The 22621-nt window shown below is 41.8% G+C and carries 16 protein-coding genes and 3 pseudogenes; 15 read left to right on the top strand and 4 right to left on the bottom strand.

Going from position 1 to position 22621, the window contains the following annotated elements; all coding sequences use genetic code 11:
• Window positions 1–489: 489 nt before the first annotated feature.
• The 5 genes from B5D06_RS05440 to B5D06_RS05420 all read left to right on the top strand — a co-directional run bounded on the left by B5D06_RS05440 (window position 490) and on the right by B5D06_RS05420 (window position 7102).
• Window positions 490–2046: a sensor histidine kinase gene (locus B5D06_RS05440; protein ID WP_078736998.1), complete on the top strand. Its 1557-nt coding sequence runs from the start codon at window positions 490–492 to the stop codon at window positions 2044–2046.
• Between the two features lie 105 nt (window positions 2047–2151).
• Entirely contained in the window at window positions 2152–2877 is a 726-nt protein-coding gene (gene rprY / locus B5D06_RS05435) for a response regulator transcription factor RprY (protein WP_078736997.1), read from the top strand.
• Between the two features lie 453 nt (window positions 2878–3330).
• On the top strand, window positions 3331–3765 hold the full coding sequence (gene rpiB / locus B5D06_RS05430; protein ID WP_143742623.1) for a ribose 5-phosphate isomerase B: 435 nt from the start codon (window positions 3331–3333) through the stop codon (window positions 3763–3765).
• Window positions 3766–3907: 142 nt separating this feature from the next.
• Window positions 3908–6733, top strand: coding sequence for an excinuclease ABC subunit UvrA (uvrA, locus tag B5D06_RS05425; RefSeq protein WP_078736996.1), 2826 nt, complete (start codon window positions 3908–3910; stop codon window positions 6731–6733).
• A gap of 9 nt (window positions 6734–6742) precedes the next feature.
• The gene (locus B5D06_RS05420) at window positions 6743–7102 is read left to right on the top strand and encodes a MerR family transcriptional regulator (protein ID WP_078736995.1); all 360 of its coding nucleotides are present in this window, start codon (window positions 6743–6745) and stop codon (window positions 7100–7102) included.
• A gap of 82 nt (window positions 7103–7184) precedes the next feature.
• Here the strand turns inward: B5D06_RS05420 and B5D06_RS05415 are convergent, their stop codons facing one another.
• Window positions 7185–7688 (bottom strand): regulatory protein RecX, encoded by a 504-nt coding sequence (locus tag B5D06_RS05415; protein ID WP_078736994.1) that lies wholly within the window; start codon window positions 7686–7688, stop codon window positions 7185–7187.
• A complete protein-coding gene (prmC, locus tag B5D06_RS05410; RefSeq protein WP_078736993.1) occupies window positions 7681–8580 on the bottom strand; it encodes a peptide chain release factor N(5)-glutamine methyltransferase in 900 nt (299 codons plus the stop codon). The genes B5D06_RS05415 and prmC overlap by 8 nt, the downstream gene beginning before the upstream one ends.
• 337 nt (window positions 8581–8917) lie before the next feature.
• Between prmC and B5D06_RS05405 the strand changes: the two are divergent.
• The 5 genes and pseudogenes from B5D06_RS05405 (at window position 8918) to B5D06_RS05385 (ending at window position 10826) form a co-directional block, all read left to right on the top strand.
• Window positions 8918–9139, top strand: a pseudogene (locus B5D06_RS05405) (helix-turn-helix domain-containing protein).
• Between the two features lie 90 nt (window positions 9140–9229).
• Window positions 9230–9649, top strand: a complete 420-nt coding sequence (locus B5D06_RS05400) for a VOC family protein (RefSeq protein WP_078736992.1) — start codon at window positions 9230–9232, stop codon at window positions 9647–9649.
• A gap of 53 nt (window positions 9650–9702) precedes the next feature.
• Window positions 9703–10047, top strand: coding sequence for a DUF4180 domain-containing protein (locus tag B5D06_RS05395; protein WP_078736991.1), 345 nt, complete (start codon window positions 9703–9705; stop codon window positions 10045–10047).
• Window positions 10048–10103: 56 nt separating this feature from the next.
• Window positions 10104–10190, top strand: a pseudogene (locus B5D06_RS09185) (ClbS/DfsB family four-helix bundle protein); the annotation flags it as partial.
• 96 nt (window positions 10191–10286) lie between these two features.
• Window positions 10287–10826, top strand: a complete 540-nt coding sequence (locus B5D06_RS05385) for a ClbS/DfsB family four-helix bundle protein (protein ID WP_078736990.1) — start codon at window positions 10287–10289, stop codon at window positions 10824–10826.
• A 90-nt stretch (window positions 10827–10916) separates the two neighbouring features.
• Here the strand turns inward: B5D06_RS05385 and B5D06_RS05380 are convergent.
• Window positions 10917–11157: pseudogene (locus B5D06_RS05380) on the bottom strand (tyrosine-type recombinase/integrase); the annotation flags it as partial.
• Window positions 11158–11430: 273 nt separating this feature from the next.
• Here B5D06_RS05380 and ruvA point away from each other — a divergent pair.
• The 5 genes from ruvA to B5D06_RS05355 all read left to right on the top strand — a co-directional run bounded on the left by ruvA (window position 11431) and on the right by B5D06_RS05355 (window position 21838).
• Window positions 11431–12033, top strand: coding sequence for a Holliday junction branch migration protein RuvA (gene ruvA / locus B5D06_RS05375; protein ID WP_078736989.1), 603 nt, complete (start codon window positions 11431–11433; stop codon window positions 12031–12033).
• A gap of 36 nt (window positions 12034–12069) precedes the next feature.
• Entirely contained in the window at window positions 12070–19587 is a 7518-nt protein-coding gene (sov, locus tag B5D06_RS05370) for a T9SS outer membrane translocon Sov/SprA (protein WP_234989561.1), read from the top strand.
• Between the two features lie 148 nt (window positions 19588–19735).
• Window positions 19736–20392 (top strand): TetR/AcrR family transcriptional regulator, encoded by a 657-nt coding sequence (locus B5D06_RS05365; RefSeq protein WP_159442696.1) that lies wholly within the window; start codon window positions 19736–19738, stop codon window positions 20390–20392.
• A gap of 13 nt (window positions 20393–20405) precedes the next feature.
• Window positions 20406–21152 (top strand): 3-oxoacyl-[acyl-carrier-protein] reductase, encoded by a 747-nt coding sequence (fabG, locus tag B5D06_RS05360; RefSeq protein WP_078736987.1) that lies wholly within the window; start codon window positions 20406–20408, stop codon window positions 21150–21152.
• Complete coding sequence (locus B5D06_RS05355) at window positions 21152–21838, top strand: RluA family pseudouridine synthase (RefSeq protein ID WP_078736986.1); 687 nt, start codon at window positions 21152–21154, stop codon at window positions 21836–21838. Before fabG ends, B5D06_RS05355 begins: the two co-directional genes overlap by 1 nt.
• 402 nt (window positions 21839–22240) lie before the next feature.
• On the opposite strand, the gene B5D06_RS05350 is transcribed toward B5D06_RS05355, so the two are convergent.
• Window positions 22241–22621: transposase (locus B5D06_RS05350; RefSeq protein WP_394364847.1), on the bottom strand; the 381-nt coding region annotated here is incomplete at its 5' end.

Genomic DNA, 22621 nt, shown 5'->3' with positions numbered 1-22621 from the left:
TTGCGAGCAAAGGTAATATTTCTTTTCGTTTTTGCAAACAGCTTGTGGCAAAAATGGGAGGTATTTGTTCAAATATAAAAAGAGTTTCATCATTTATTGCTACTTGTCTCTGTTGGAATATCAATATCTGTCCAAGAGAGGAGCATATTATTTCGTTCGTAGAAGTCATGCCTTTTGCAACGGTCGAATTAAACTTTTCTTTTGATTAATTATATCTCAAGAGTAAATGTGCTTTTACAAAATCATAAAAATACTATCTTTGCAGAATGATGTGTACAGTGGTATCATAAGGAGATGGACAGATGGATAAGAATATGGATTTTAGAGAAACGAATACTTCGGCAAAATCTTTAAAAATGTAGATTCTTATAAGATTCTTTCTCCTGATCCTTTACGGGATTTTGGTGTTTAACTGTTTAACGAAAAGTAGAGTTAGTGTAAAAGCCTTGTCCTTATCTTAAGGAGTAGTGAGTTAAATCGGGTAATACAATGAAGAAAAAGAGATTATATAACTTCTTGATTGTTTTGGCTTCGTTTGCCTTATCATCAGCCTTGTTATTACAGATCAAGTACATGCTTGAGATGAAGGATAGCTATAATGATCAGTTTTTTAAGTTGGCTCAGTCGGCAATATCTAAGGCAAAGGACATCGTTGAAAAGGAGGCAATTTCTTCCTTCGTTCTAGAGAATTTGGAAGGACACTCTCCTCTGTTGCAAAAAAGTCAATATGCATCTCCCTACTTAAATGATCCTAAATTAGACGAGATTGAAAAGTTTACCAAGTGGGGAGCTCTAATAAGTTCTTCTCCTTTCTCTTCTTGCCCTCCTTGGATGCAAAACTATACGTCTGAGAGTTATGCACATACGTCTATTTCTCTGGATGTACAGAAAAGACTTACAGAGGCTTATTTTTTCCAGCATGAGGCCATTAGTGACATTATACTATCGTCCATAATTAATTTGGATAATGACATGCGTCCAATGTGTGATAAAATTTCACATATGACGCTTTTGCAGTCTTTGAAGCGCAATCTCGCTTCTGTAGGAATAGAAGAGCCTTTTGTATATAAAATTTATGATCGTAAGGAGAAGATAATATATGAGATGGGACCTCCTTATGGAATTTCGGGATCCGATAAAAATTCTATTTGTTTACCTCTTTTTGATAAGATTACTATCGGGAGCGTTTCTTCTGGTTTTATTCAGGTGATTTTTTATGATCACAATAATTATCAAAACATATATACTTATGCAATTCCTTCGGTTGTATCTATACTTACAGTTTTTCTTTTGTTTGTGATAGCAGTAGTACTTTATTCTCGTCAGCAGAGATTTGAGAAGGATAGACACAACTTTGTGCATAACATGACTCACGAGCTTAAAACACCTGTGACTTCTATAAAGTTGGCTTCGAGCATGCTGAGCCAAGATTCAATAATCAGTAATAAGGAAAGAAGCAAAAAGATTTTAGAAGCAATGCAAAGTGAAGCTGAACGGCTTTTCTTTTTGGCAGATAAGATTCTACAGTTTACTTTGATTAATGAGGGTAAGGTGTGCTATCACTTTTCTTGGTTTGATTGTACCAGCTTGATTGAGCATGCTCTTACATTGTATCGTTTGCAGTGTGAGCGTTTGGGCGGTTCTATGGAGGGGCATTTTTCTGCAACAGAGACCTATGTTCATGTAGACAAGATACACTTGCAGAATGTTATATTCAATCTTTTGGAGAATGCTATTAAGTATAGAAAGACCGATGTTCCTCCTATTCTTTCTATCTCAATGACCAATCCTGCACCGAATATTTTACGCATTGCTATAAAGGATAATGGTATAGGTATTGCCAAAGCGGACCAAAAAAGTATCTTTCGCCAATACTTTCGAGTAGACACTGGAAATGTGCACGACACAAAAGGTTTTGGATTAGGACTTGCTTATGTAGCAAAGACCGTAAAAGATATGGGCGGGAAAGTCGGTGTTGAAAGTAAATTGAATGCGGGAACCACCATGATAGTTGATTTACCCGCAGAAGAACGCGTACAAAGATAGGGAAAACGAAAATAAACCTTTTACACTTTTATTTGTTATAATATATATATCAACGGGAGGATATAGTGATAAAAAGAACGAGATAAAACATTATTATAGATAGCTATGGACGAAAAATTGAAAATCTTTTTCTGTGAAGACGACGAAAATTTGGGGATGCTTCTCAAGGAATTCTTAGATACTAAAGGGTTCGACACAGATCTTTTCCGTGATGGGGAAGAGGGGATACGTAACTTTGAAAAAACGCAATATGATCTCTGTATTTTGGATGTGATGATGCCTCTTAAGGATGGTTTTTCTGTGGCACAGGAGATACGCTCTGTAAATAGTACAGTGCCTATTATCTTCTTGACAGCAAAAACGATGAAAGAGGATGTTCTTCACGGGTTTACAGTAGGAGGCGACGACTATGTTACTAAGCCCTTTAGCTTGGATGAGCTTTTGGCTCGTATCGAGGCTATAATGCGTCGGGTTAGAGGAGTAGACTCTCGCATTAGACCCTACTATCAGTTAGGAAAGTTTGTTTTCGATACACAAAAACAAACACTGACTCTCGGCACACAAGTTACTAAGTTAACGACTAAAGAGAGCCAGCTTTTGGCCTTGTTATGCAGCTTTGCTAATGAAACTTTGGAGCGTAATTATGCCCTCAAAACTATTTGGGAAAATGATAACTACTTCAACGCCCGCAGTATGGATGTTTACATCACAAAGTTGCGTAAGATATTGAAGGCAGATCCTTCTCTTGAAATAAAGAACGTACATGGACGAGGCTATCGTTTGAATACAACAGGGGTGAACATCCCTGAAGATAAGATTACGATAATCTAAAGCCTTGGTCCTATAACCTAACTATAGGAGGGATACCTAAGATTTCCTTATTCTTAAGGATTTTCTTGGTATCCTTTTTTTATGCCTCCCTTTGTGTCTAAAGGGAGGCTTCTGTATGGGGGCTTCTGTATATTTTCTAAGATTGCAACTTTATCTCAAAAATCTTCTCAACCTAATTCAAGATACTTTCAGATACCCTTCGATATTGTAAGAGCTCTTGAGAGGGAGAGAGTGGTTTGACGTAGAGGTATAATCGGATCAAATATCAACAAAGATGTTGTAAGAATTTTGGGGAGCAGCTCCATAAGCAGAAGAATAATGTAGTTTCAACCCGTATTTATATATAGTTTTGTAGCTACTTAACTAATAGGATATAAAATAGAAAAGTATACTCCTATGGAATTTTTGCGTTGAAAGATAGAGAAAAGGGGTGTGCTTAAAGAAAAAGAGAAAATTATGAAGTGTGGATTGTGTTGTGATCATGCAGGCTACCTGTTGAAAGAGGAGATTAAAAGGCTATTAACAGCGAAAGGGTATGAATGTGTAGATTTTGGAACTCATTCGGAAGAGAGAGCTGATTACCCTGATTTTGCTCATTTGCTTGGTCGTGCAATTGATGCGGGAGAGTTATCTATGGGCATTGCTGTGTGTGGTTCGGGCAATGGAATCTCTATGGCACTGAATAAACATCAAAAAGTGCGTGCGGCTTTGTGTTGGAGTGAAGAGTTAGCTGCATTGGCAAAAGCCCATAATAATGCGAATGTATTATCCCTTCCTGCTCGTTTTATTTCGTTTGAGGAAGCAGAGAGAATAGTAAATACTTTTTTATCGACTCCTTTTGAAGGTGGACGTCATGAGGCGAGAGTAAAAAAGATTGCTCTCGATTGATTTTGTCTTTTGTCGCGTTAAGTGTGGAGATGCTTTTGGGCTTACAATTGATGCTTGATAAACCATACAGATAGACATCTTGTGCACCTGTGTAAGAGCCTGTCAAAACCTTTTGAAAACTGAATAAAAGTAGTATAAGAAGATGTCAAAAACAAGAAAAGGAATAGACATTGGGGACATAGAAATTCGGGGAAACAGGGTCAATAACCTGAAGAATATAGATGTTTCTATTCCCCGTGGTAAACTTACCGTGGTTACAGGGGTTAGTGGCTCGGGCAAGAGTTCCTTGGCTTTTGATACCCTTTATGCAGAGGGGCAACGCCGGTATGTAGAGAGTTTGTCGAGTTATGCTCGGCAGTTTTTGAATCGTATGCCCAAGCCCGATTGTGATTTTATACGCTATATTCCTCCAGCTGTGGCTATACAGCAACGTGTTATAAGTCGTAATCCTCGCAGTACGGTGGGCACAATTACCGAGATTTACGATTATCTCAAAATGCTCTTTGCCCGCTTCGGGCGTACTTACTCGCCTATTTCTGGGGATGAAGTTAAAAAGCACACGGTGCACGACGTTGTTGCTTTTTCAAAAACATTGGAAGAGGGGACACGCTTTTTACTTTTGGCTCCAGTGCATCTGTCAGGAACAAATACTTTACAGACACAATTACAGCTTTATCAGAGCTCGGGTTTTAGCCGAATAGCGATAGGTAACAAGGTCTACTATATTGATGAAGTCGATAACACGCTATTAGAGTCTGGAGATTTCTATCTATTGGTCGATCGCCTGAGTGTTCGTAGGGAAGATGCCACCTATGACTCCCGCTTGGCAGACTCTGCTGAGATTGCTTTCTACGAGGGGCACGGAGAGTGTTACATAGCGATAGCCACCAAAGAGGGGTATGGAGAGACTTTTGCTTTTAGTAATAGGTTTGAAGCGGATAGGCGGTTGTTTGTAGAGCCTACACCCGAACTTTTTGATTTCAATAGCCCTACAGGTGCTTGCCCCAGATGCGAGGGGTATGGAAAAACTATAGGAATTGCTCCAGAGTTGGTGATTCCTCAGGAGGGGCTTTCTGTTTATGAAGGAGCTGTTGCCTGTTGGAGTGGTCCTAAAAGTTCTGGATGGAGAGACGATTTCTTTCGGGCGGCTAAAGCCTACGGTTTCCCCATACACACCCCCTATAATCAATTGACCGAGGCCGAAAAAAGCATCTTGTGGAAAGGGATAACGGACCCCGAGGAGGGAATGCCTGCAGTGTATGGTATTGATGCCTTTTTTGCAATGCTTCATAAGGATCGTTATAAGGTACAAAATCGGGTGCGTATAGCTCATTTCAGTGGTAAAACAACCTGTCCTTTGTGTCAGGGTAGACGGCTGAAAGAAGATGCTTTTTTCGTGCTTTTTGAGGGAAAAAAACTGTACGAGATAACCTCTATGTCAATAGCCGATGCAAGAGTTTTTTTTGAAAAGGTAGATTTACCTACACCAATTGCCGAGGCTGCACAGCGACTGTTGTTTGAGATTCGTTCTCGCCTCTCGGTACTCTGTGACGTGGGTTTAGAGTATCTCACTTTAGATAGACCCTCAAATACTTTGTCGGGTGGAGAGAGCCAGCGCGTTACACTGGCTACACGTTTGGGAAGTAATCTCTATGGGGCTATGTATGTATTGGATGAACCGAGTATTGGCCTCCATGAAAGGGATACAAAGCGTTTGATTTCCGTAATAGAGCGATTAAGGGACGCTGGGAATACTCTCGTTGTTGTTGAGCATGATGAAAATATGATGCAGGCGGCAGATTATCTCATTGATATTGGTCCAGATGCGGGCAGTTTGGGCGGAGAAATAGTTTTTGCGGGTGCTCCTTCTGAAATTACTGCGCAAACACCTGGCTATACAGCGGCTTTCCTTTCACAGAAGGCAACAATACCTTTGCCTCTTCAACGTCGAAGGTGGCATAAGTATATAGAGGTGCGCAATGCGGCGAAGAATAACCTGAAGAACTTAACGGTACGAATCCCCTTGGAGGTTATGACTGTCGTTACTGGGGTGAGTGGTTCAGGTAAGAGTACTTTGGTCCGAGATACCCTTTTTGAGGAGTTGTCGCGTCTATTAGACGAACCTACCGCATTACATGGGCAAATAATATCGGGAGATATATCGTGTATTAAAGATGTAGAGTATGTAGATCAAAATAGTGCTGGTAGAAATGCTCGTTCCAATCCTGTCACTTACATTGGGGCTTATGATGCTATTCGTTCGCTTTACAGTGAGCTACCCCTATCTAAACAGATGGGATATGCAGCCTCTATGTTTAGTTTTAACCGAGAGGGGGGCCGATGTGAAGAGTGTAAGGGCGAGGGGGTAGTTACTATCGAGATGCAGTTCATGGCAGATCTTACCCTTACTTGCGAAGCGTGCGAAGGCAAGAGGTTTCGTCGAGAGATTTTAGATGTTTGCTACCATGATAAGAATATTTATGATCTGCTCAATATGACAATAAACGAAGCGGTTGCTTTCTTTCAGGAGTTTCCCTCAAAAGGGCATACGGAGAGCATAATTTCTTTACTTTCCGTTCTTCAAAAGGTAGGGCTTGGATACTTGAAAATGGGGCAGAACAGCTCTTCTCTATCGGGTGGAGAGAATCAACGCCTTAAGTTGGCTTACTATCTAAGCAAGACCAAGAAGGAACCCTCTCTGTTTATTTTCGACGAGCCTACCACAGGGTTGCACTTTCAGGATATATCTGTTTTGATGAAAGCCCTTAATGCGCTTATAGATCAAGGGCACTCGGTTTTGGTGATAGAGCATAATTTGGACGTTGTTAAGTGCGCAGATTATGTAATCGATATGGGACCAGAGGGAGGCGTTAACGGGGGAACCATCGTCGCACAGGGTACACCTGAAGAGATTGCAGAGGTTGAGGCATCCTATACGGGAGCCTATTTAAGAAAAAAACTAAAATGACAGGAGAAGATGGCTAAGTCTCTGAAAAAGTACTATTCCTCATCGGAGGTGGCAACGCTCTTAGGTATCGATATAGGTACCTTGTATTATTGGGAGAGGAGTTACAATATACTTCCCGAGCGTTCCTCTACACAAAGGCGGCGTTATACCCCTCGTCAAGTAGAGCAGTTGCGCACGGTATATTATTTGGTTAAGGAGAAAGGACTTAAGGGAGAAGCTGTAAAAAGAGTTCTCTCCGACAATGCTGTAGTTCCTGCCGAAGAGCGTAAGGCTGAGGTACTTGCAGCGTTGAAAAGAGCCGACAAAACCGTGGGAGAATTGATGCAGCAGCTGAAAAGATTCTACCGTGCTAAGATGGTCAAGGAATAGTATATCAGTAGACCGATTGATACAACGCGTCGCGCTCTTCTCTGCCTAATGCTTTTCTTTTTATCTGTAAAGAAGGTTTTATCTATTTCCCCCTTAGCTCTCCTTCGATTTCCTTAAGGATAGACTTTCCAAGCTCTATAACCCTTCTTTTTCGGAAGCCTTTGTTGGCAAAATAGTCAAATACTTTCCAAATTTCTTCTTCGAAGTCTTTCTCTGTTTTCTCTAATTCTTGAAGTCTAAGGCGGATTTTCTTTTCTAAGAGTTGTCGTAGTATCTCCTCTTCGCCCTCGTCTTCCATTACTTGTTGGGTTATTTGTTCTACCCTATGTTCTGGAAGGTTGCGCATCAAGAGTTCCATTCTTATTTTGTAGTAGCCCCAATGGGAGAAGCGTAACTTGTCGGAAGCAAAGGCGCGAATAAAACGATTTTCATCGATTAGACCCTCCTCCTGCAATTTTTCTATAAAAGGAGTGGCATCACTCCCCTCAATCTCCTTTTTTCGCAACCACTGAATAACATCCATGGGACACCTTTCGGCACGATTGCAGTAGCTACAGAGTTGTTTGTATATTTTGTCTTTATCCATTTTGGGGTATCATTGTTGCGGTGATAAAGCGATCTCTTCCGCTTAAGTCCTTTAGTAGTTTTACCTCCCGAAATAGGGGATTCATCTCGAATAGCTGTTGTGTTTTCCCTCCTAACAGAGCATTGATTTCTACATACAATCGGGCTTTTGGTGCCAAAGGAAGTGCATGACAGAGGTGAATGATGCCTTCGTAGTAGTACAATGGATTATCCTCTGGAGCGAATAAAGCTTGTGAAGGCTCACTTTTGAGTACGTGCGGAGCCATATCTTTGGCTTCCTGCACCTGTACATAAGGGGGATTGCTCACTACCAAGTCGATGGGAATCTCTATTCTATGCAACCATTCCTCGGGGGCGAATAGGTCTCCCGCTATCAGTTGTAAGGGGGCGATTTTGTTTTCTTGTTGGTAGTATTGGATATTCTTATCGGCTATCTCTCTTGCTTCGGGTGATTTTTCCAAGGCAAAGCCTCTACTTCCCCTTAAACCATAAGCCAGAGATAGGGCTATACATCCGCTGCCAGTTCCTATATCGAGGTAGCGGATGCCTGTTTTATTTCTCATCTCTTGGAGGATAAGAGCTACCATCTCTTCTGTTTCGGGACGGGGAATCAGTACGCCTCTACCTACCGAAAGGCGGAGGGCTCCGAATTCAACGCTCCCTTGTATGTACTGTATTGGCTCGCCCGATTGTAGGCGATGTACCATAGCTTTAAGCTGTTGTTCCTTTTCGTCAGAGAGGGTAAAGTGCGCCTCGGCCAGTAAAACTTGACTTCTTGACCATGAGCATAGTACCCCCAATAGGTCTAAGGCGATAAAACGACACTCTTCGGGAGGGTAAAGGTGCTCGATGGAGTTTTGTATATAGGTGCGTGCCTGCTCGATACTTAACATATGTGCAAAAGTAAATCTTTTGTCTCCAAGAAATTGTCTCTCGAGGTGCTACACGAGGGCGATAGAGGAGTTTCTTCTACTCCTATTATTGGTAATATCAAAGAGTATCAGAGAGGAACAGTTAGGATATAGTGCAAGAGGTGCAAAGGAAACCTTCAAAAGTTATAGATATAAATAGCAAAGCGTATGGGACAAAAGTCAAAAACGTATAGGATTTTCTTTATATGCAATCTACGTATATATATATTTAAGTTGAAAATATGTATATTCAATCTGAATATAAAGAAAAAGGCAGGTGTTTTTGACTTTTATCCTGTAGGTTTATGACTTTTATCTTATACGATTTTTTTGCTTGCAAACTATCGCCCAAACGCTCCGTCCGCACTTCGGGGAGAATCTTCCTCACGGGGCGAGAGGTTTGCAAACGCCTTTTCATCAGCCCTCGCACCTTGCAAGACCATCGGGACAAGGGAGTTATTCCCTACCCCAAATAGCAGGGAAAATCCTCTACAAGCTCTCCCACATCGGCCGACTACTGCAAAAGAATTACCGAAGATAAAATATTTGCAAGAAGCGTTTTCTTGTCATTTTATTCTTCTTCCTCGCTATGAATAAGTAAATTTGTGGCAAATCCTACAATGTATAATTTATGAGACAAAAATTCACTTTAATCACATTAGGAGTAAAAGACTTTCAAAAAGCATTGGCTTTCTATGAGGGATTGGGTTGGAAGAAGTCGGAACAAAGTCAGGACCAATACGCATTGTTTCCTTTGGGAGGGATAGTCTTGGGATTATACCCATTGCAAGAATTGGAAAAAGACAGTACGTTATGTTATCAGCAGTCAGCCTTTTCAGGCATGACAATCAGTTATAATGCCACATCGAAGGAAGAAGTCGATGCCGTAATGCAGGAAGCCAAACGGCTTGGAGCAACCCTCGTGAAACCCGCTCAGAAAGTATTTTGGGGCGGTTACAGCGGCTATTTTAAGGATTTGGACGGTTATGTATTTGAGGTAGCTTACAATCCATTTTGGAAGATTGACAGAGAAGGAAATCTTGTTTTATAGTTCGTCAACAATAACCAAAGACAGACAATTAAAGAGCTAACAATAAGTACTGCATGAAAATTAAAACTCACAATATAGACAATAGAAAAGTGGCTGAAGTTATAACTGACAAAATAATCTTAAGATCTACTGAGGATGGATTAGATTTGTTGGGGAACTTATATTATCAGGGCTTCGATAAGATTATTATTCACAAAAAGAATATTACACCTGATTTTTTTGACTTAAAAACTAAAATAGCAGGAGATATACTTCAAAAATTCGTACAATATCAAATGCCTTTGATTATTGTTGGCGATTTTTCCGAATGTAACAGCAAGAGTCTTAGTGACTTCATTTTTGAATGTAACAAAGGTAAACAAATCAACTTTATCAGTGACCTAAGTGACATCGTGTAGTCTTATTCTATTTTCTCCCAATAAGTAATGGTATCGGATGGCAAAAGAAGCACATTTGGAGTCTGGATAAAAAACTGCGTGATGTTTTTGTACATCTGTATGAATGGCATCAGTTGTTACTAAATTGGGTAAAAAACAACAGCTACGATGGACTTTAATCAAACTTGTGGAGCGATTGCCCACAAAAGGTGTTTATTCCACTTTCTTTTATAATCGAATAACAACTAAAATAAAAAGATATGGCACGAGCAACAACAAAAATTGATTTACTTGCATCCGCCAATGGACAATTTGACAAGATGTGGAAACTCATTGAAAGTATGAGTGAGGGACAGCAGACGGCAACTTTTGCCGATGAAATGGCTACAGCGGGTAAGGAAGCTCATTGGGGTCGAGACAAGAACTTGCGAGATGTGCTTGTACATTTATACGAGTGGCATCAACTGCTATTGGATTGGGTACGAGCCAATACTAACGGTGAGCATAAACCCTTTCTTCCCGAACCATATAATTGGAAAACCTACCCGACAATGAATGTTGAGTTTTGGAAGAAGCACCAAAATACGCCATTAGAGGAAGCTAAAGCAAAGTTAAGAGAGAGCCACAAAGAGGTAATGGCACTGATAGAGCAATTCTCCAACGATGAACTCTTTGCCAAAGGAGTACTCGCTTGGACTGGAACTTCCCCACTCGGAGCTTACTGCGTTTCGGCAACTGCCAGCCATTACGACTGGGCTATGAAGAAAATAAAATTGCATATCAAAACATCTAAGAAATAATGCAAAAGAAATCATTATAGATTATTTGCTATAAAAAGAGCTTGTTTCAGTTAATAAAGCAAGCTCTTTTTATATTTAGGTTATCTACTCTCATTGTTGTATCAACCTGTCCATATCCTTTGCAATCTTTTGGTCAGTGATTTGAGCATAGATTGGCGTGCTGGAGATGGAGGCGTGTCCCATCATCTTAGCAATGCTCTCCATCGGAATACCTGCCTCTAACAGTTAGCGTACCGAAACTATGCCTCTTAACGTGGTAGGTCATCCGAGTACGAAAACCACATGCCAAGCCCACGGCTTTGAGATGGGTAAGCAGTTTGCCCTTGCTCAGCTTTAATCCTCACCCTAATACCCTTTCTTCTAATTGTTCCTTGTGCCTCACGGGATTTATCCCTAATACGTTTCAGGTTGGTTCTCTAAGTAATCGTTTTGCTCTCTCAAGAGGAAGATTTATGAGGCTTTGATGCATCTGCATTTTCCCTCCTGTTTGCAAATAGAAACCCTTATTGCAACGCTCTTCTTTGGAATATTTACCTTTGCAGAGAGCTTTTGTGCAATATGTCGAGCTTATTAGCGTTGTTATAAGTAACTATTAAGAATCATTATGATTGCTTACCTCGAGGGAAAAATAGACAGACTAACACCCACCAACGCCCTAATAGATTGTTTAGGGGTGGGATATGATGTGCAGATAACTTTGACAGACTATACTTTTTTGCAGGGACGGGAGAAAGTACGCCTCTGGATAACAGAAATTATCCGAGAGGATGCACATATACTCTTCGGTTTCGTGCGTGAGGAGGCTCGCTCTTTCTTTGAAAAATTGTGCTCTGTATCGGGGGTAGGTCCCTCTACGGCAAGGCTTATTCTGTCGGCCTATACCCCCTTAGATTTGGCAACCATTATTCAAAATGGCTCTGTAGATTTATTGAAGAACGTAAAAGGAATAGGTCTCAAAACGGCACAGCGTATTGTGGTAGATCTGAAAGGTAAAATAGATCTTTCCTCTTTAGGAGAGGAGGCTACTAGCACCCTCCCTCAAAAGGAAAGTCGTGTCAATGCTCAAGTGGTAGATGAGGCACAAAGAGCCTTGAAAATGCTCGGTTTTCAGGATGTGTCGGTACGTAAGGTGGTAAAGACATTGATAGATGCAGAGCCGACTCTTTCGGTAGAGGAGATTGTTAAACGGGCGTTGAAAATGCTCTAAAAGGCTTAAGCACAGTATAGAAAGCCCCGTTATAGTATGTCGTATCGTACCCATTTCCGCTTTTTCTATTTATTACTCCTCTTGCTTATCTGTTCCATAGGGGTGGCCATGGCAAGTCGCCTGCTATTTGGTGCTCCTTATCGACCTTCTACTTTTTTTCCTAAGGAAAAAATCAAATCGCAACCCGTAGTACAAGATTCTTTGCGCTATCCTGTTCGTAAGACAATACCTGCAAGTTATCTCGATTTAGAGCAAAAACATCCTGCCGACTTGCGTAATCCCTCGTTGCTCAAAGAGGAGTTTATATATGATGTCGCTACGGGCAATTACCTCTATATAACTACGTTCAACGGTCAGCGTATAGGTACCCCTATCGCCTACACTCCACAGCAGTATTGGGAGTATGTGAGACGAAAAAAAGGGAATAATTATTTTATACAAAAGGACGAGAACGAGGCTAAAGAGAGCGGGAAAAAACAGTTTAACCCTTTTGATTTCGGGTTTGAATTAGGGCCTGCAGAGAAGATTTTCGGTCCTGGTGGAGTTAAGTTGCGTACGCAGGGTTCGGCAGAGGTGCTTATGGGGGTTAAGAGTAGTGCCACAGAAAATCCCTCTTTGCCACAGAATGCCCGTCGGCATACTTTCTTTGACTTTGACCAAAAGATACAAGCCAATGTACAAGCTTCTGTCGGGAGCAAACTCAATTTCAATCTGAACTACAACACGGAGACGACTTTTGATTTCGATTCCAAGAAGTTAAAGTTATCCTATGAGGGTGAAGAGGATGACATCATAAAACTCATAGAAGCGGGTAATGTATCGCTACAGCCCAAGAACTCTTTGATACAGGGAGGAGCCTCCCTTTTTGGTCTACACACCAAAATGCAGTTTGGTAAGTTGGATCTTAGCTTGGTAGTAAGTCAGCAGGAAGCAGAGACAAAAAGAATCTCATCGGAGGGAGGGGCGCAGACTACTCCGTTTGAGTTCTCTGCCAATAACTACGATGAAAACCGTCACTTCTTTTTAGGACACTACTTCCGTGAGCATTACGATCAGGCATTGTCGACCTTACCTTTTATTTCCTCTGGTATTGTTATCAATCGTGTCGAGCTTTGGGTAACGAATAAGCGTACTCGTTTTGAAGATGCGCGTAATATAGTAGCCTTTAGTGACTTGGGAGAACCTCATAGGGTCTCTGCCAGTGGGGTAATTCCTTCTGGCTTTGAGGTACCCGACAATAAAGCCAACTCTCTTTATAACACCATACTCGCTTTGGCAGATTTGAGAAAGATAGACCGTGTATCACAGGTTTTGCAGGGAGTGTATGAGGGAGGACGAGATTATGAAAAGTTGGAAAGTGCGCGTAGACTGACCGAGAGCGAGTATACCCTCAATAATAGTTTGGGCTATATCTCTCTTAATGTACGCCTCAGTACTGACGAGGTGCTTGCTATAGCCTATGAATACACTTATAAGGGACAAGTCTATCAGGTCGGAGAGTTCAGTACCGATAGAAGCGACAGTAGTACCGACAACCTCTATGTCAAGCTCCTTAAGGGCTCGGCTATGACCACTTCTTCTCCCTACTGGTACTTTATGATGCGCAACATATATTCCTTAGGAACTAATGTTTCAGATCTGCAGGAAGATCGCTTCCGTTTAGATATTCTCTACAAAGATGATAAACTGGGTACGGCTATACCTTATCTCAATGAAGGACCCACCAAGGGACAGCTTCTGATAAGAACCTTAGATATGGATCGATTGGATAGACGCAACGAAGCGCACCCCGATGGCGTTTTTGACTTTGTGCGTGGCTATACCGTAAATCCCCAGCGTGGTTGGATTATTTTCTCCACGGTTGAGCCCTTCGGTGCGACTTTGCGAAGAAAAATAGGCGACCCCGTGATTGCAGACAAATATGTCTATCAAGAGATCTACGACACCACCGCGGTTGCAGCACGTCAGGTAACAGAGAAAGATAAATTCATCTTGCGTGGAGAGTATAAAGCCTCCTCAAGTGGACAAATCAGTCTCGGGGCAGGCATTGCTAATGTTACCCCTGGGTCGGTACGAGTTACCGCGGGAGGTGTTACCCTCACAGAGAACGTTGATTATACGGTCAACTACGCCATGGGTACGGTAACCATCCTCAACGAATCTATCCTCAACAGCGGAACACGTGTAGATGTATCTCTCGAGAATAGAGGGCTGATGAATATGCAGCGTAAAACAATGGTGGGGTTGGATATGAACTATCACTTTACCAAAGATTTGGTCTTTGGGGGGACTTTTATGCATTTGAGCGAGATGCCTCTGACGACGAAAACTCCTATAGGGAGCGAGTCTATGCGCAACACGCTCTGGGGAATGAATTTGAGCTATAGAACAGATTGGCAAGGTTTAACCAATTGGGTCGATAAGTTGCCTTTTCTCAATCTGACCCAGCCAAGTGAACTGCGATTCAATGCAGAGTTTGCCCACTTAATACCAGGGCACTATGAGGGGCGTTATGCCAAAGGGTATAGTTATATCGATGATTTTGAAACTTCGCAAAACTCAATCGACTTGATGAATCCTTACTCTTGGATGCTTTCTTCTACACCCTATCAAGATGGGGCTAACGTTTTGTTCCCAGAAGCAACCCTTTCTAACGATGTGCGTTACGGAGAGCATAGAGCTCGATTAGCATGGTTTTACATAGATCCGATGTTTAATAGGGCCAATTCCTCCTTAACGCCTTCTTACATTCGTAATAATCTTGACCTGCAGAGCAACCATTTTGTACGGGAGATTAATATACAGGAACTTTTTCCTTACAGAGATTTTTCGCAGTCTCACTACAGTTATCTGCAGACTTTCAACCTATCTTATTACCCTAAAGAGCGAGGTCCTTACAATTTGAATGACCAAGCTTTACTCCCCGATGGCACCTTAGCTAATCCAGAAAAGAACTGGGGGGGGATTATGAGAAAGATAGACCAGAGTGATTTTGAGGCTGCTAATATCGAGTATTTGGAGTTTTGGCTTTTGGATCCCTTTGTATACACTAAGGGTACTACCCAAGGGGGAGATTTTTATATAAATCTTGGGGAAATCAATGAGGAGGTATTAAGAGACGAGAAAAAGTTCTTTGAAAATGGTATGCCTCTCAATGACGACGCACAGGCTACGGTAGAAACCGTTTGGGGTAAGGTGCCCATTCGTCAAGGTACAGGATATGCATTTGATAACTCCCCTGGGGCAAGAGCTAAGCAAGATGTCGGCTTTAATGGATTGACCGATGAGGAAGAACGCGTTTGGGCTTCCTATGTGAGCTATTTGAATGGGGTCAAGAATAAAGTATCTCCAGAGGTCCTCCAGCGTTGGGCTGCGGACGATATGAGCCCTCTTAATGACCCTGCAGGGGATAATTTCTTACACTATCGTAATGGGCGTTTCGACGAAAGGCAAGCCCCCATCTTGGAGCGATACAAATACTACAACGGGGTACAGGGTAATAGTGCCGAAGCTACGGATACAAATGATGTATATAGTATAGCAAGTCGTATTGTACCTGATGTAGAGGATATCAATCAGGACAATACCCTTAATGAGAACGAAAAGTACTTTCAATATAAAATTGCCTTACGTCCCGATCAGATGGTTATAGGCAAAAACTATATTGTAGATGTTCGTCCTGCTACGGTTACCTTGCCCAATGGTAAACAGGAAACAGTCAGTTGGTACCAATTCAAAGTCCCCGTCAGAGATTTCAATCAAAAGGTTGGGGGTATAGCCGATTTTAAGAGTATTCGTTTTATTCGTCTTTTCCTTACAGACTTTAAGGAGGAGGTTTTCTTGCGCTTCGGTACTTTTAAACTTGTGAGAGGAGATTGGAGGCAATACGAGAGAGAGTTGCACGATCCCTTGCTACAGCCTATTTCTAAGGGAGTTTTGGAGGTTAGTGCCGTTAATATTGAAGAAAATGGCGATCGTCAGCCCGTTAACTATGTACTTCCTCCTGGTGTATTACGTAGTTTAGACCCTTCAGCTTCTCAAACTACCCAACAGAATGAACAGTCTTTGAGCCTCAAAATAACGAAGTTGGCACCTGGAGATGCCCGAGCAGTTTACCGTAATACAGGTTTAGACCTCCGTCGCTACAAACGCTTGGAACTTTTTACCCATGCCGAGCGATTGGTAAGTGACGAAACAAATACTTCCAACGGAGATATGTCTGTTTTTATTCGTTTGGGAAGTGATTACAGAAATAACTACTACGAGTATTCTGTTCCTCTGAATATTACTCCTTTTGGTATATATAGTACCGATATAGCCCAAGATAGACGTACCGTTTGGCCAGAAGAGAACAAGATGGATATCATGCTCTCTGTCCTTACTGAACTCAAGAGAGAGCGAAACAGAGCTAAGAGCGAAGGGCAGGCCGAAGCAGACTTTTTCAAACGATACAGTAAACCTGATCCTAAGAACCCGAGAAACAGTATCACAGTAATGGGTAATCCCTCTCTGTCGAGTGTTAAGACCATAATGATTGGAGTACGTAATAATGCTCACGACATTAAAAGCGTAGAGATTTGGGTAAATGAAATGAGGCTTAGTGATTACTTAGAGCAGGGGGGATGGGCTGCCAATGCAGACATGCAACTTAAGGTTAGTGACTGGGGTACTTTGGCTGTGCGTGGACAGATGCAAACAGCAGGTTTTGGTGCTTTGGATCAAACATTGTCACAGCGTAGATTGGAAGATCTGCGTCAAGTGAACCTCTCTGCCAATTTTGAGATGGGTCGATTCTTTTCCGAAAAAGCACAGGTTACTCTTCCTCTCTACTATACTTTCTCCGATGAGGTCATAACGCCACGCTACAATCCGTTAGATCAGGATATACTCCTTTCAGATGCAATTAAAGCTGTGGTTACAAAAGAGGAGCGAGACTCCATAACAAGTCATGCTGTAACGCAGACTCGTTCTCATGCTTTTTCTTTGAGCAATATGCGAGTAGGTATAAAGAGCAAAACGCCCATGCCATACGATCCTATAAACTTCTCGGCAAGCTATTCGTACAGTCAAACAGATCACAATACACCAGACTATGTTTATGATCGTAAAAGGGATTGGCAAGCTGCTCTAACCTATGATTATTCGCCTGTACTACCTCCGTTGAAGCCTTTTGCGGGGTTAAAGAGTCGCAACTCGGCAGTTCAGGTTTTGAAGTCTTATCAGATAAACTATTTGCCCTCTAAGATAAGTTTCTCTACCTCCATGTTGCGCAATTATTCCGAGCAGCAGATACGTAACTTTATCCCTGGAGTAGGAGATGCTACCCCTTTACCTGCCACTTTCCTCCAAAACTTCCTTTGGGATAGGGCTGTCGCACTGAATTGGAACTTGACTACCAACCTGCAATTCTCTTTCAAATCGGGTACAAATGCCCGTATTGAAGAACCTTATTTACAAGTTAATAGAGAGTTGGAACCGGATAAATACAAAGTTTGGAGAGACTCTGTGAATAGGAGTATTGCCGAGTTTGGTACTCCTATGAAGTACGATCAAACGGCCAATTTAACGTGGAAGTTGCCTTTTTCTCTTATTCCTTATATGAACTGGATTAACGGATCAGTCACTTATACTGGTACTTATAATTGGGATCTTGGAGCACGTATGCCGAATGGGGAGTTTATTGGTAATATAATACGCAATGAAAGGCGTATAGAGGGCTCTTTTTCGATGAATTTCACCCAACTCTATAAGTTAATTCCATTCTTGGCCAATATAGAAAAGGCGATGGGAAAGAGTTCTTTTGACTCTTCCCCTCGACAGAGAATGGCGGAACAACGTACCGAGAAAAAATCTCTACAACCCAAGAAGTATACACAGGATATAAAGTTAAAAGGTGATAGTATCACTGTTGTAAAGCATAATTTAGGAACGAAAAAAATAGATCTTAAAGCTACTACGACAGAGGGAAAGACTTATAAACTGAAGACACGTATAATTGATGCTAACTCGGTGGAAATACGCAATCAGGATACTCTTGCTCTTAAGTTGACGATTGTTTCCAGAGATGAGAAATCTTCCAGAAAAGCAAAAGAGGGTAGTGCTTTTGGTAATTATATGCTCTACTCACTTATGATGCTGAAAGATATTAATGTCACTTATAATAGGACGAACAATCTTAACCTCCCAGGATTTATGCCCTCCATTCAGGCAGCAGGAGGGCAGAGCCGTACAGCGGCAGGATTAGCTCCTGGTTGGGACTTTGCTTTTGGTTTTACAGATAATAGTTATGTCGAAAAGGCTGCCAGCTATGGTTGGCTGACCACAGCACAGGAAAATGTAAATCCCTCTGCCTACTCGCAGACAGAGAATTTAGCCATCCGCGTTACCTTGGAGCCTCTCAAAGATTTGCGTATAACTCTTACAGCCAACAGGGTCGATACCAAAAGAGAGGAAACGCAGTTCGTCTTTGATGGAATGCCTCGTACATATGGAGGGAACTTTACCATGACAACAATAGGACTTAAAGGGTTTTTCTTTACTCCTGTTGGTGCAAACGGCTATGCCTCTCCTGCTTTTTCTGACTTTTTAGCCTCACGGGGTATAATTGCAAGTCGCTTTAGAGATCTGTATAAACAGTACCCGTCGGCAGATAATGTGCTCGTAAGAGAAAATAGTACTGATGTACTTATCCCCGCCTTTTTGGCTGCTTACAGTCAGAGAGATGTAAACTCAATCGAATTAAATCCTTTCCCTGCCCCCACAGCTTTATTGCCCAACTGGAATCTGACTTACACGGGACTTTCTAAACTTCCGATTTTCAAAAATCTATTTCGCAATATTGCCCTTTCTCACGGCTATACTTCTACTTATACGGTCGGAGGCTATCAATCTTTGTTAGGGTGGAAAGAACTTTCTAAAGACTCCTCTCTGCCTCTTGGATTCTTGAGGGAGGTACCAGCAAGTAATCTTGCTAATCCTACGGGTGTAGTCGAGTCTTCGGGTCAACGAGTTGCTTCTTTGCCTTTTAATATCCCAGGGGTTACTTTGCAGGAAGGGTTTAATCCGCTCATTGGTTTGGAAGTCACCATAAAGAATGGTATGTCTTTATCTTCTCGATGGAATAAACGTCGTACCCTAAATCTCAACATTACTGCTTTTCAGTTGGTCGAGTCTGCCTCTGATGAGTTTACAGCAGGGATAAGCTATAAGGTAGATAACTTCCTTACGATGATTGGGCTCAAGAAAAAGAGGCGTGCTTCGACAAAGGCCAAAGATGCTCTCTTTACTTCTGGAGGAGCAATGACCTTGCGACTGGATTATTCTTACAATAAGTCTTCTATGTTGATCCGAAAGATTCAGGAAGACTTCACTCAAGCAACTAATGGGAATATAGCACATAGCTTAAAGTTTAGTGCAGATTATGCCCTCAGTAAGATGCTTACCCTTAGAGCTTACTACGATTGGAATATGAACCATCCGTTGGTGAGTACGGCTTCCTTCCCAACTCGTAATAGTAATTTTGGGGTGAGCCTTCGTATCAACCTAACGCAGTAATCCCTCGAAGTATTTTTTTCTGTAAAAGCAATTTTGAGAACCCTTTCATTCGTCTGGGAACGAGCGAATGAGAGGGTTTTTCATATATGCTACTGCTATCTTTACGAATCTTTGCCATACATTGCAAAAATGCACTATTTTTGTGCATATGGAGGAAATAGAGGTTCAAAAAAGAAAAAGTACTACAACGCGAACGAAAGATCTGCTTATAGAAGTGGCTCGTCAGCTCTTTGCCCGTTTTGGAGTCGAAAAGACGACGATGAATGATATTGCAGAGGCTTCTAAGCGTGGTCGCCGTACGGTTTACATGTATTTTAAGAATAAAATGGATGTATTCTACGCTGTGGTAAGCAGGGAACTGGACCATTTGTACGAGCGATTAAAGGCAGTTGCTCTTTCCGATTTGCCTTCAGAAGAGAAACTATTGAAACTTATTGCCACCCATATGAAGAGCATCTACCAATTAGTTATGCGCAATGGGTCTCTCAAAGCAGACTTCTTTAACGATATCCGTCGGGTAGAGCGAGTACGTTATAAGTTTGATGTAGAAGAGCGTAAAATTATAGCACATATATTACAAGAGGGTTGTGCTAAAGGGAACTTCTCCATCGCAGACATTGAGCCGATGGCTCTTTTGATACAAGGCTCTATAAAAGGCTTGGAGGTTCCTTATATTAACCGCCAAACACATCGTATGGAAGAAGAGGAGTTTGAAAGGCTTTTCAAAGCAATCAAACAATTACTTTTCTCTGGTTTACAGAGAGATAGAACTTCTGGACAAAAGAATATATTAGACATAAAATAAACAGGATAGTATTATGAAATTATTGACAGGAAAAACCGCTCTTATTACAGGAGCAGGGCGTGGAATTGGTCGTGCTATTGCTGAAAAGTTTGCTAAAGAAGGGGCAGATGTAGCAATTACCGATATAAAAATAGGTACAGATATAGAGGCTTTTATTGCGGAGCTTACTGCAATGGGTGTAAGAGCCAAAGCCTACGTTTCTAATGCGGCAGATTTTTCCGATGCTCACAAAGTTGTAGAAGAGATTGTGGCAGACTTTGGTTCGATAGATGTATTGGTAAATAATGCTGGAATTACCAGAGACGGCTTATTGCTCCGTATGACGGAAGAGCAGTGGGATATGGTTATTAATGTCAATTTGAAGTCGGCATTTAACTTGACCCATGCCGTAGCTCCTATTATGATGAAGCAACGTTCAGGTAGCATTATCAATATGGCTTCTGTGGTTGGAGTAAGTGGTAATGCAGGACAAGCAAACTATTCAGCTTCTAAAGCAGGTATGATTGGTTTGTCTAAGAGTACAGCTAAAGAGTTAGGTTCTAGGGGTATCCGTGCCAATGCTATCGCTCCTGGATTTATTATTACAGACATGACGGGTGCACTCTCTGAAGAGGTTAAGAAGCAGTGGGCAGCACAAATTCCCCTCCGCAGAGGTGGATTGCCTGAAGATGTAGCAGGAGTAGCCGTTTTCTTGGCGAGTGATTTGTCTGCATACGTTTCGGGTCAAGTAATCCACTGTTGCGGTGGTATGAATTGTTGATGAAGATTCTTTACGAGGATAATCATCTCATCATTGTAAGTAAGTTGCCGGGCGAAATCGTTCATAGCGATAAGACCGGCGACATTTCTTTAGAAGAGATGGTAGGTCAATATATAAAAGAGACCTACCACAAGCCAGGTAATGTATTTGTTGGGGTGGTGCACCGTTTAGATCGCCCCGTAGGAGGGTTGGTGATTTTTGCCAAAACGAGCAAGGCTTTGGCACGTATGAATAAACTCTTTGCCGAGGGTAAAGTGCACAAAACCTACCGAGCCATCGTGCCACAGATAGCCTCAAAAGAGCAGCAAGGGGAGTGTGTAGATTGGCTTTTACGTAACCCCAAACAGAACAAAACCTATCGAGTGGCTCCCAACACCCCGGGGGCTAAACAAGCTCACCTTCGTTGGCGTTTGATAGCTACGGCAGAGCGTTATCAGCTCTTGGAGATAGAGTTGCTTACGGGTAGGCATCACCAAATCAGAGCACAGCTATCGGGTATGAATAGACCCATAAAGGGCGATTTGAAGTATGGTGCTCCTCGGAGCAATCCCGATGGTAGTATCTCTTTGCTCAGCTATTCAGTACGCTTTGAGCATCCTGTGAGTCATCAAGAGATTTATCTTGAAGCCCCAGTGCCGAAAGATAAGCTCTGGCAACTTCTTATGTCTCGAGCCAAAGAGAGTTGAGAAATAAAACTTTATTTGTTTGTAGATTTTACAAGGGTAGTATTGGTTATTACTGTCGATAAGGCTTTACCTTGTGCGGATAGGGGCATTACGATCCATACCGAACAGCTCTCTGTTTTACAAAAGACTGGACAAACTCCACACGAGTCTCAAAAAACTCTCTTTAACGGTAGAAAAGATATAGCCAAAGGCTCTAAAATTACTTTACACACAACTAATTCTCTATATTCAATCTTAGTATACATATATTCAAGCTGAAAATATATATATTCAATCTTAGTATACATATCTTCAGTTTAAATATAGAGAATTGTGTGTGCCTTAATACGTTTATACTTCTGTGAAGAATAGTTTTTTTACACGTGTGATTGAATAAAGGCTCGGCAACTAAATAGTCGCCCCTTAAAAAGCATTGATAAGCGAGAAGTCATCCATCCATGGCTTCTCGCTTATTATTTTGAGCAGGTGTAAAAGAGCTTTCATGGCTCTTTTGAAGTTATAAGCCGCTGCTGCCAGCAGGATGTTTATAGCATCCCCTATCAATCCCTTGTAAAAGTTGCAACCTAAACGATGATCTGATTTCAAGTGTCCAATCGTGGCTTCTATGCCTGCTCGCTTGCAGAATAGTTTGTGTTTCTTGCGCTTCTGATACCTACTATCTGAGGGTTTGGGGGTATCTGGAATTAAAACCTGAGTCCCGTTAATCTCTTTCTTGCCCCGATAACCTCTGTCGCCCGCAAGTATTTTGATCTTTCTTCGTGTAAGACGTTCCACTTGTGCTAA

The sequence above is a fragment of the Porphyromonas circumdentaria genome (genome assembly GCF_900167105.1).
GTDB classification, from domain to species: Bacteria; Bacteroidota; Bacteroidia; order Bacteroidales; family Porphyromonadaceae; genus Porphyromonas; species Porphyromonas circumdentaria.
The sequence above is the reverse complement of the archived record's forward strand: the minus strand, read 5'-3'. Positions and strand labels throughout refer to the sequence as shown.

What these genes read in the sequence shown, in the direction of transcription:
- fabG (WP_078736987.1), top strand. Translation starts at nt 20,406, where the DNA reads ATGAAATTATTGACAGGAAAAACCGCTCTTATTACAGGAGCAGGGCGT.
- uvrA (WP_078736996.1), top strand. Translation starts at nt 3,908, where the DNA reads ATGTCAAAAACAAGAAAAGGAATAGACATTGGGGACATAGAAATTCGG.
- rprY (WP_078736997.1), top strand. Translation starts at nt 2,152, where the DNA reads ATGGACGAAAAATTGAAAATCTTTTTCTGTGAAGACGACGAAAATTTG.
- B5D06_RS05440 (WP_078736998.1), top strand. Translation starts at nt 490, where the DNA reads ATGAAGAAAAAGAGATTATATAACTTCTTGATTGTTTTGGCTTCGTTT.
- B5D06_RS05385 (WP_078736990.1), top strand. Translation starts at nt 10,287, where the DNA reads ATGGCACGAGCAACAACAAAAATTGATTTACTTGCATCCGCCAATGGA.
- sov (WP_234989561.1), top strand. Translation starts at nt 12,070, where the DNA reads ATGTCGTATCGTACCCATTTCCGCTTTTTCTATTTATTACTCCTCTTG.
- B5D06_RS05355 (WP_078736986.1), top strand. Translation starts at nt 21,152, where the DNA reads ATGAAGATTCTTTACGAGGATAATCATCTCATCATTGTAAGTAAGTTG.
- ruvA (WP_078736989.1), top strand. Translation starts at nt 11,431, where the DNA reads ATGATTGCTTACCTCGAGGGAAAAATAGACAGACTAACACCCACCAAC.
- B5D06_RS05415 (WP_078736994.1), bottom strand. Translation starts at nt 7,688, where the DNA reads ATGGATAAAGACAAAATATACAAACAACTCTGTAGCTACTGCAATCGT.
- B5D06_RS05395 (WP_078736991.1), top strand. Translation starts at nt 9,703, where the DNA reads ATGAAAATTAAAACTCACAATATAGACAATAGAAAAGTGGCTGAAGTT.
- B5D06_RS05420 (WP_078736995.1), top strand. Translation starts at nt 6,743, where the DNA reads ATGGCTAAGTCTCTGAAAAAGTACTATTCCTCATCGGAGGTGGCAACG.
- B5D06_RS05400 (WP_078736992.1), top strand. Translation starts at nt 9,230, where the DNA reads ATGAGACAAAAATTCACTTTAATCACATTAGGAGTAAAAGACTTTCAA.
- prmC (WP_078736993.1), bottom strand. Translation starts at nt 8,580, where the DNA reads ATGTTAAGTATCGAGCAGGCACGCACCTATATACAAAACTCCATCGAG.
- B5D06_RS05365 (WP_159442696.1), top strand. Translation starts at nt 19,736, where the DNA reads ATGGAGGAAATAGAGGTTCAAAAAAGAAAAAGTACTACAACGCGAACG.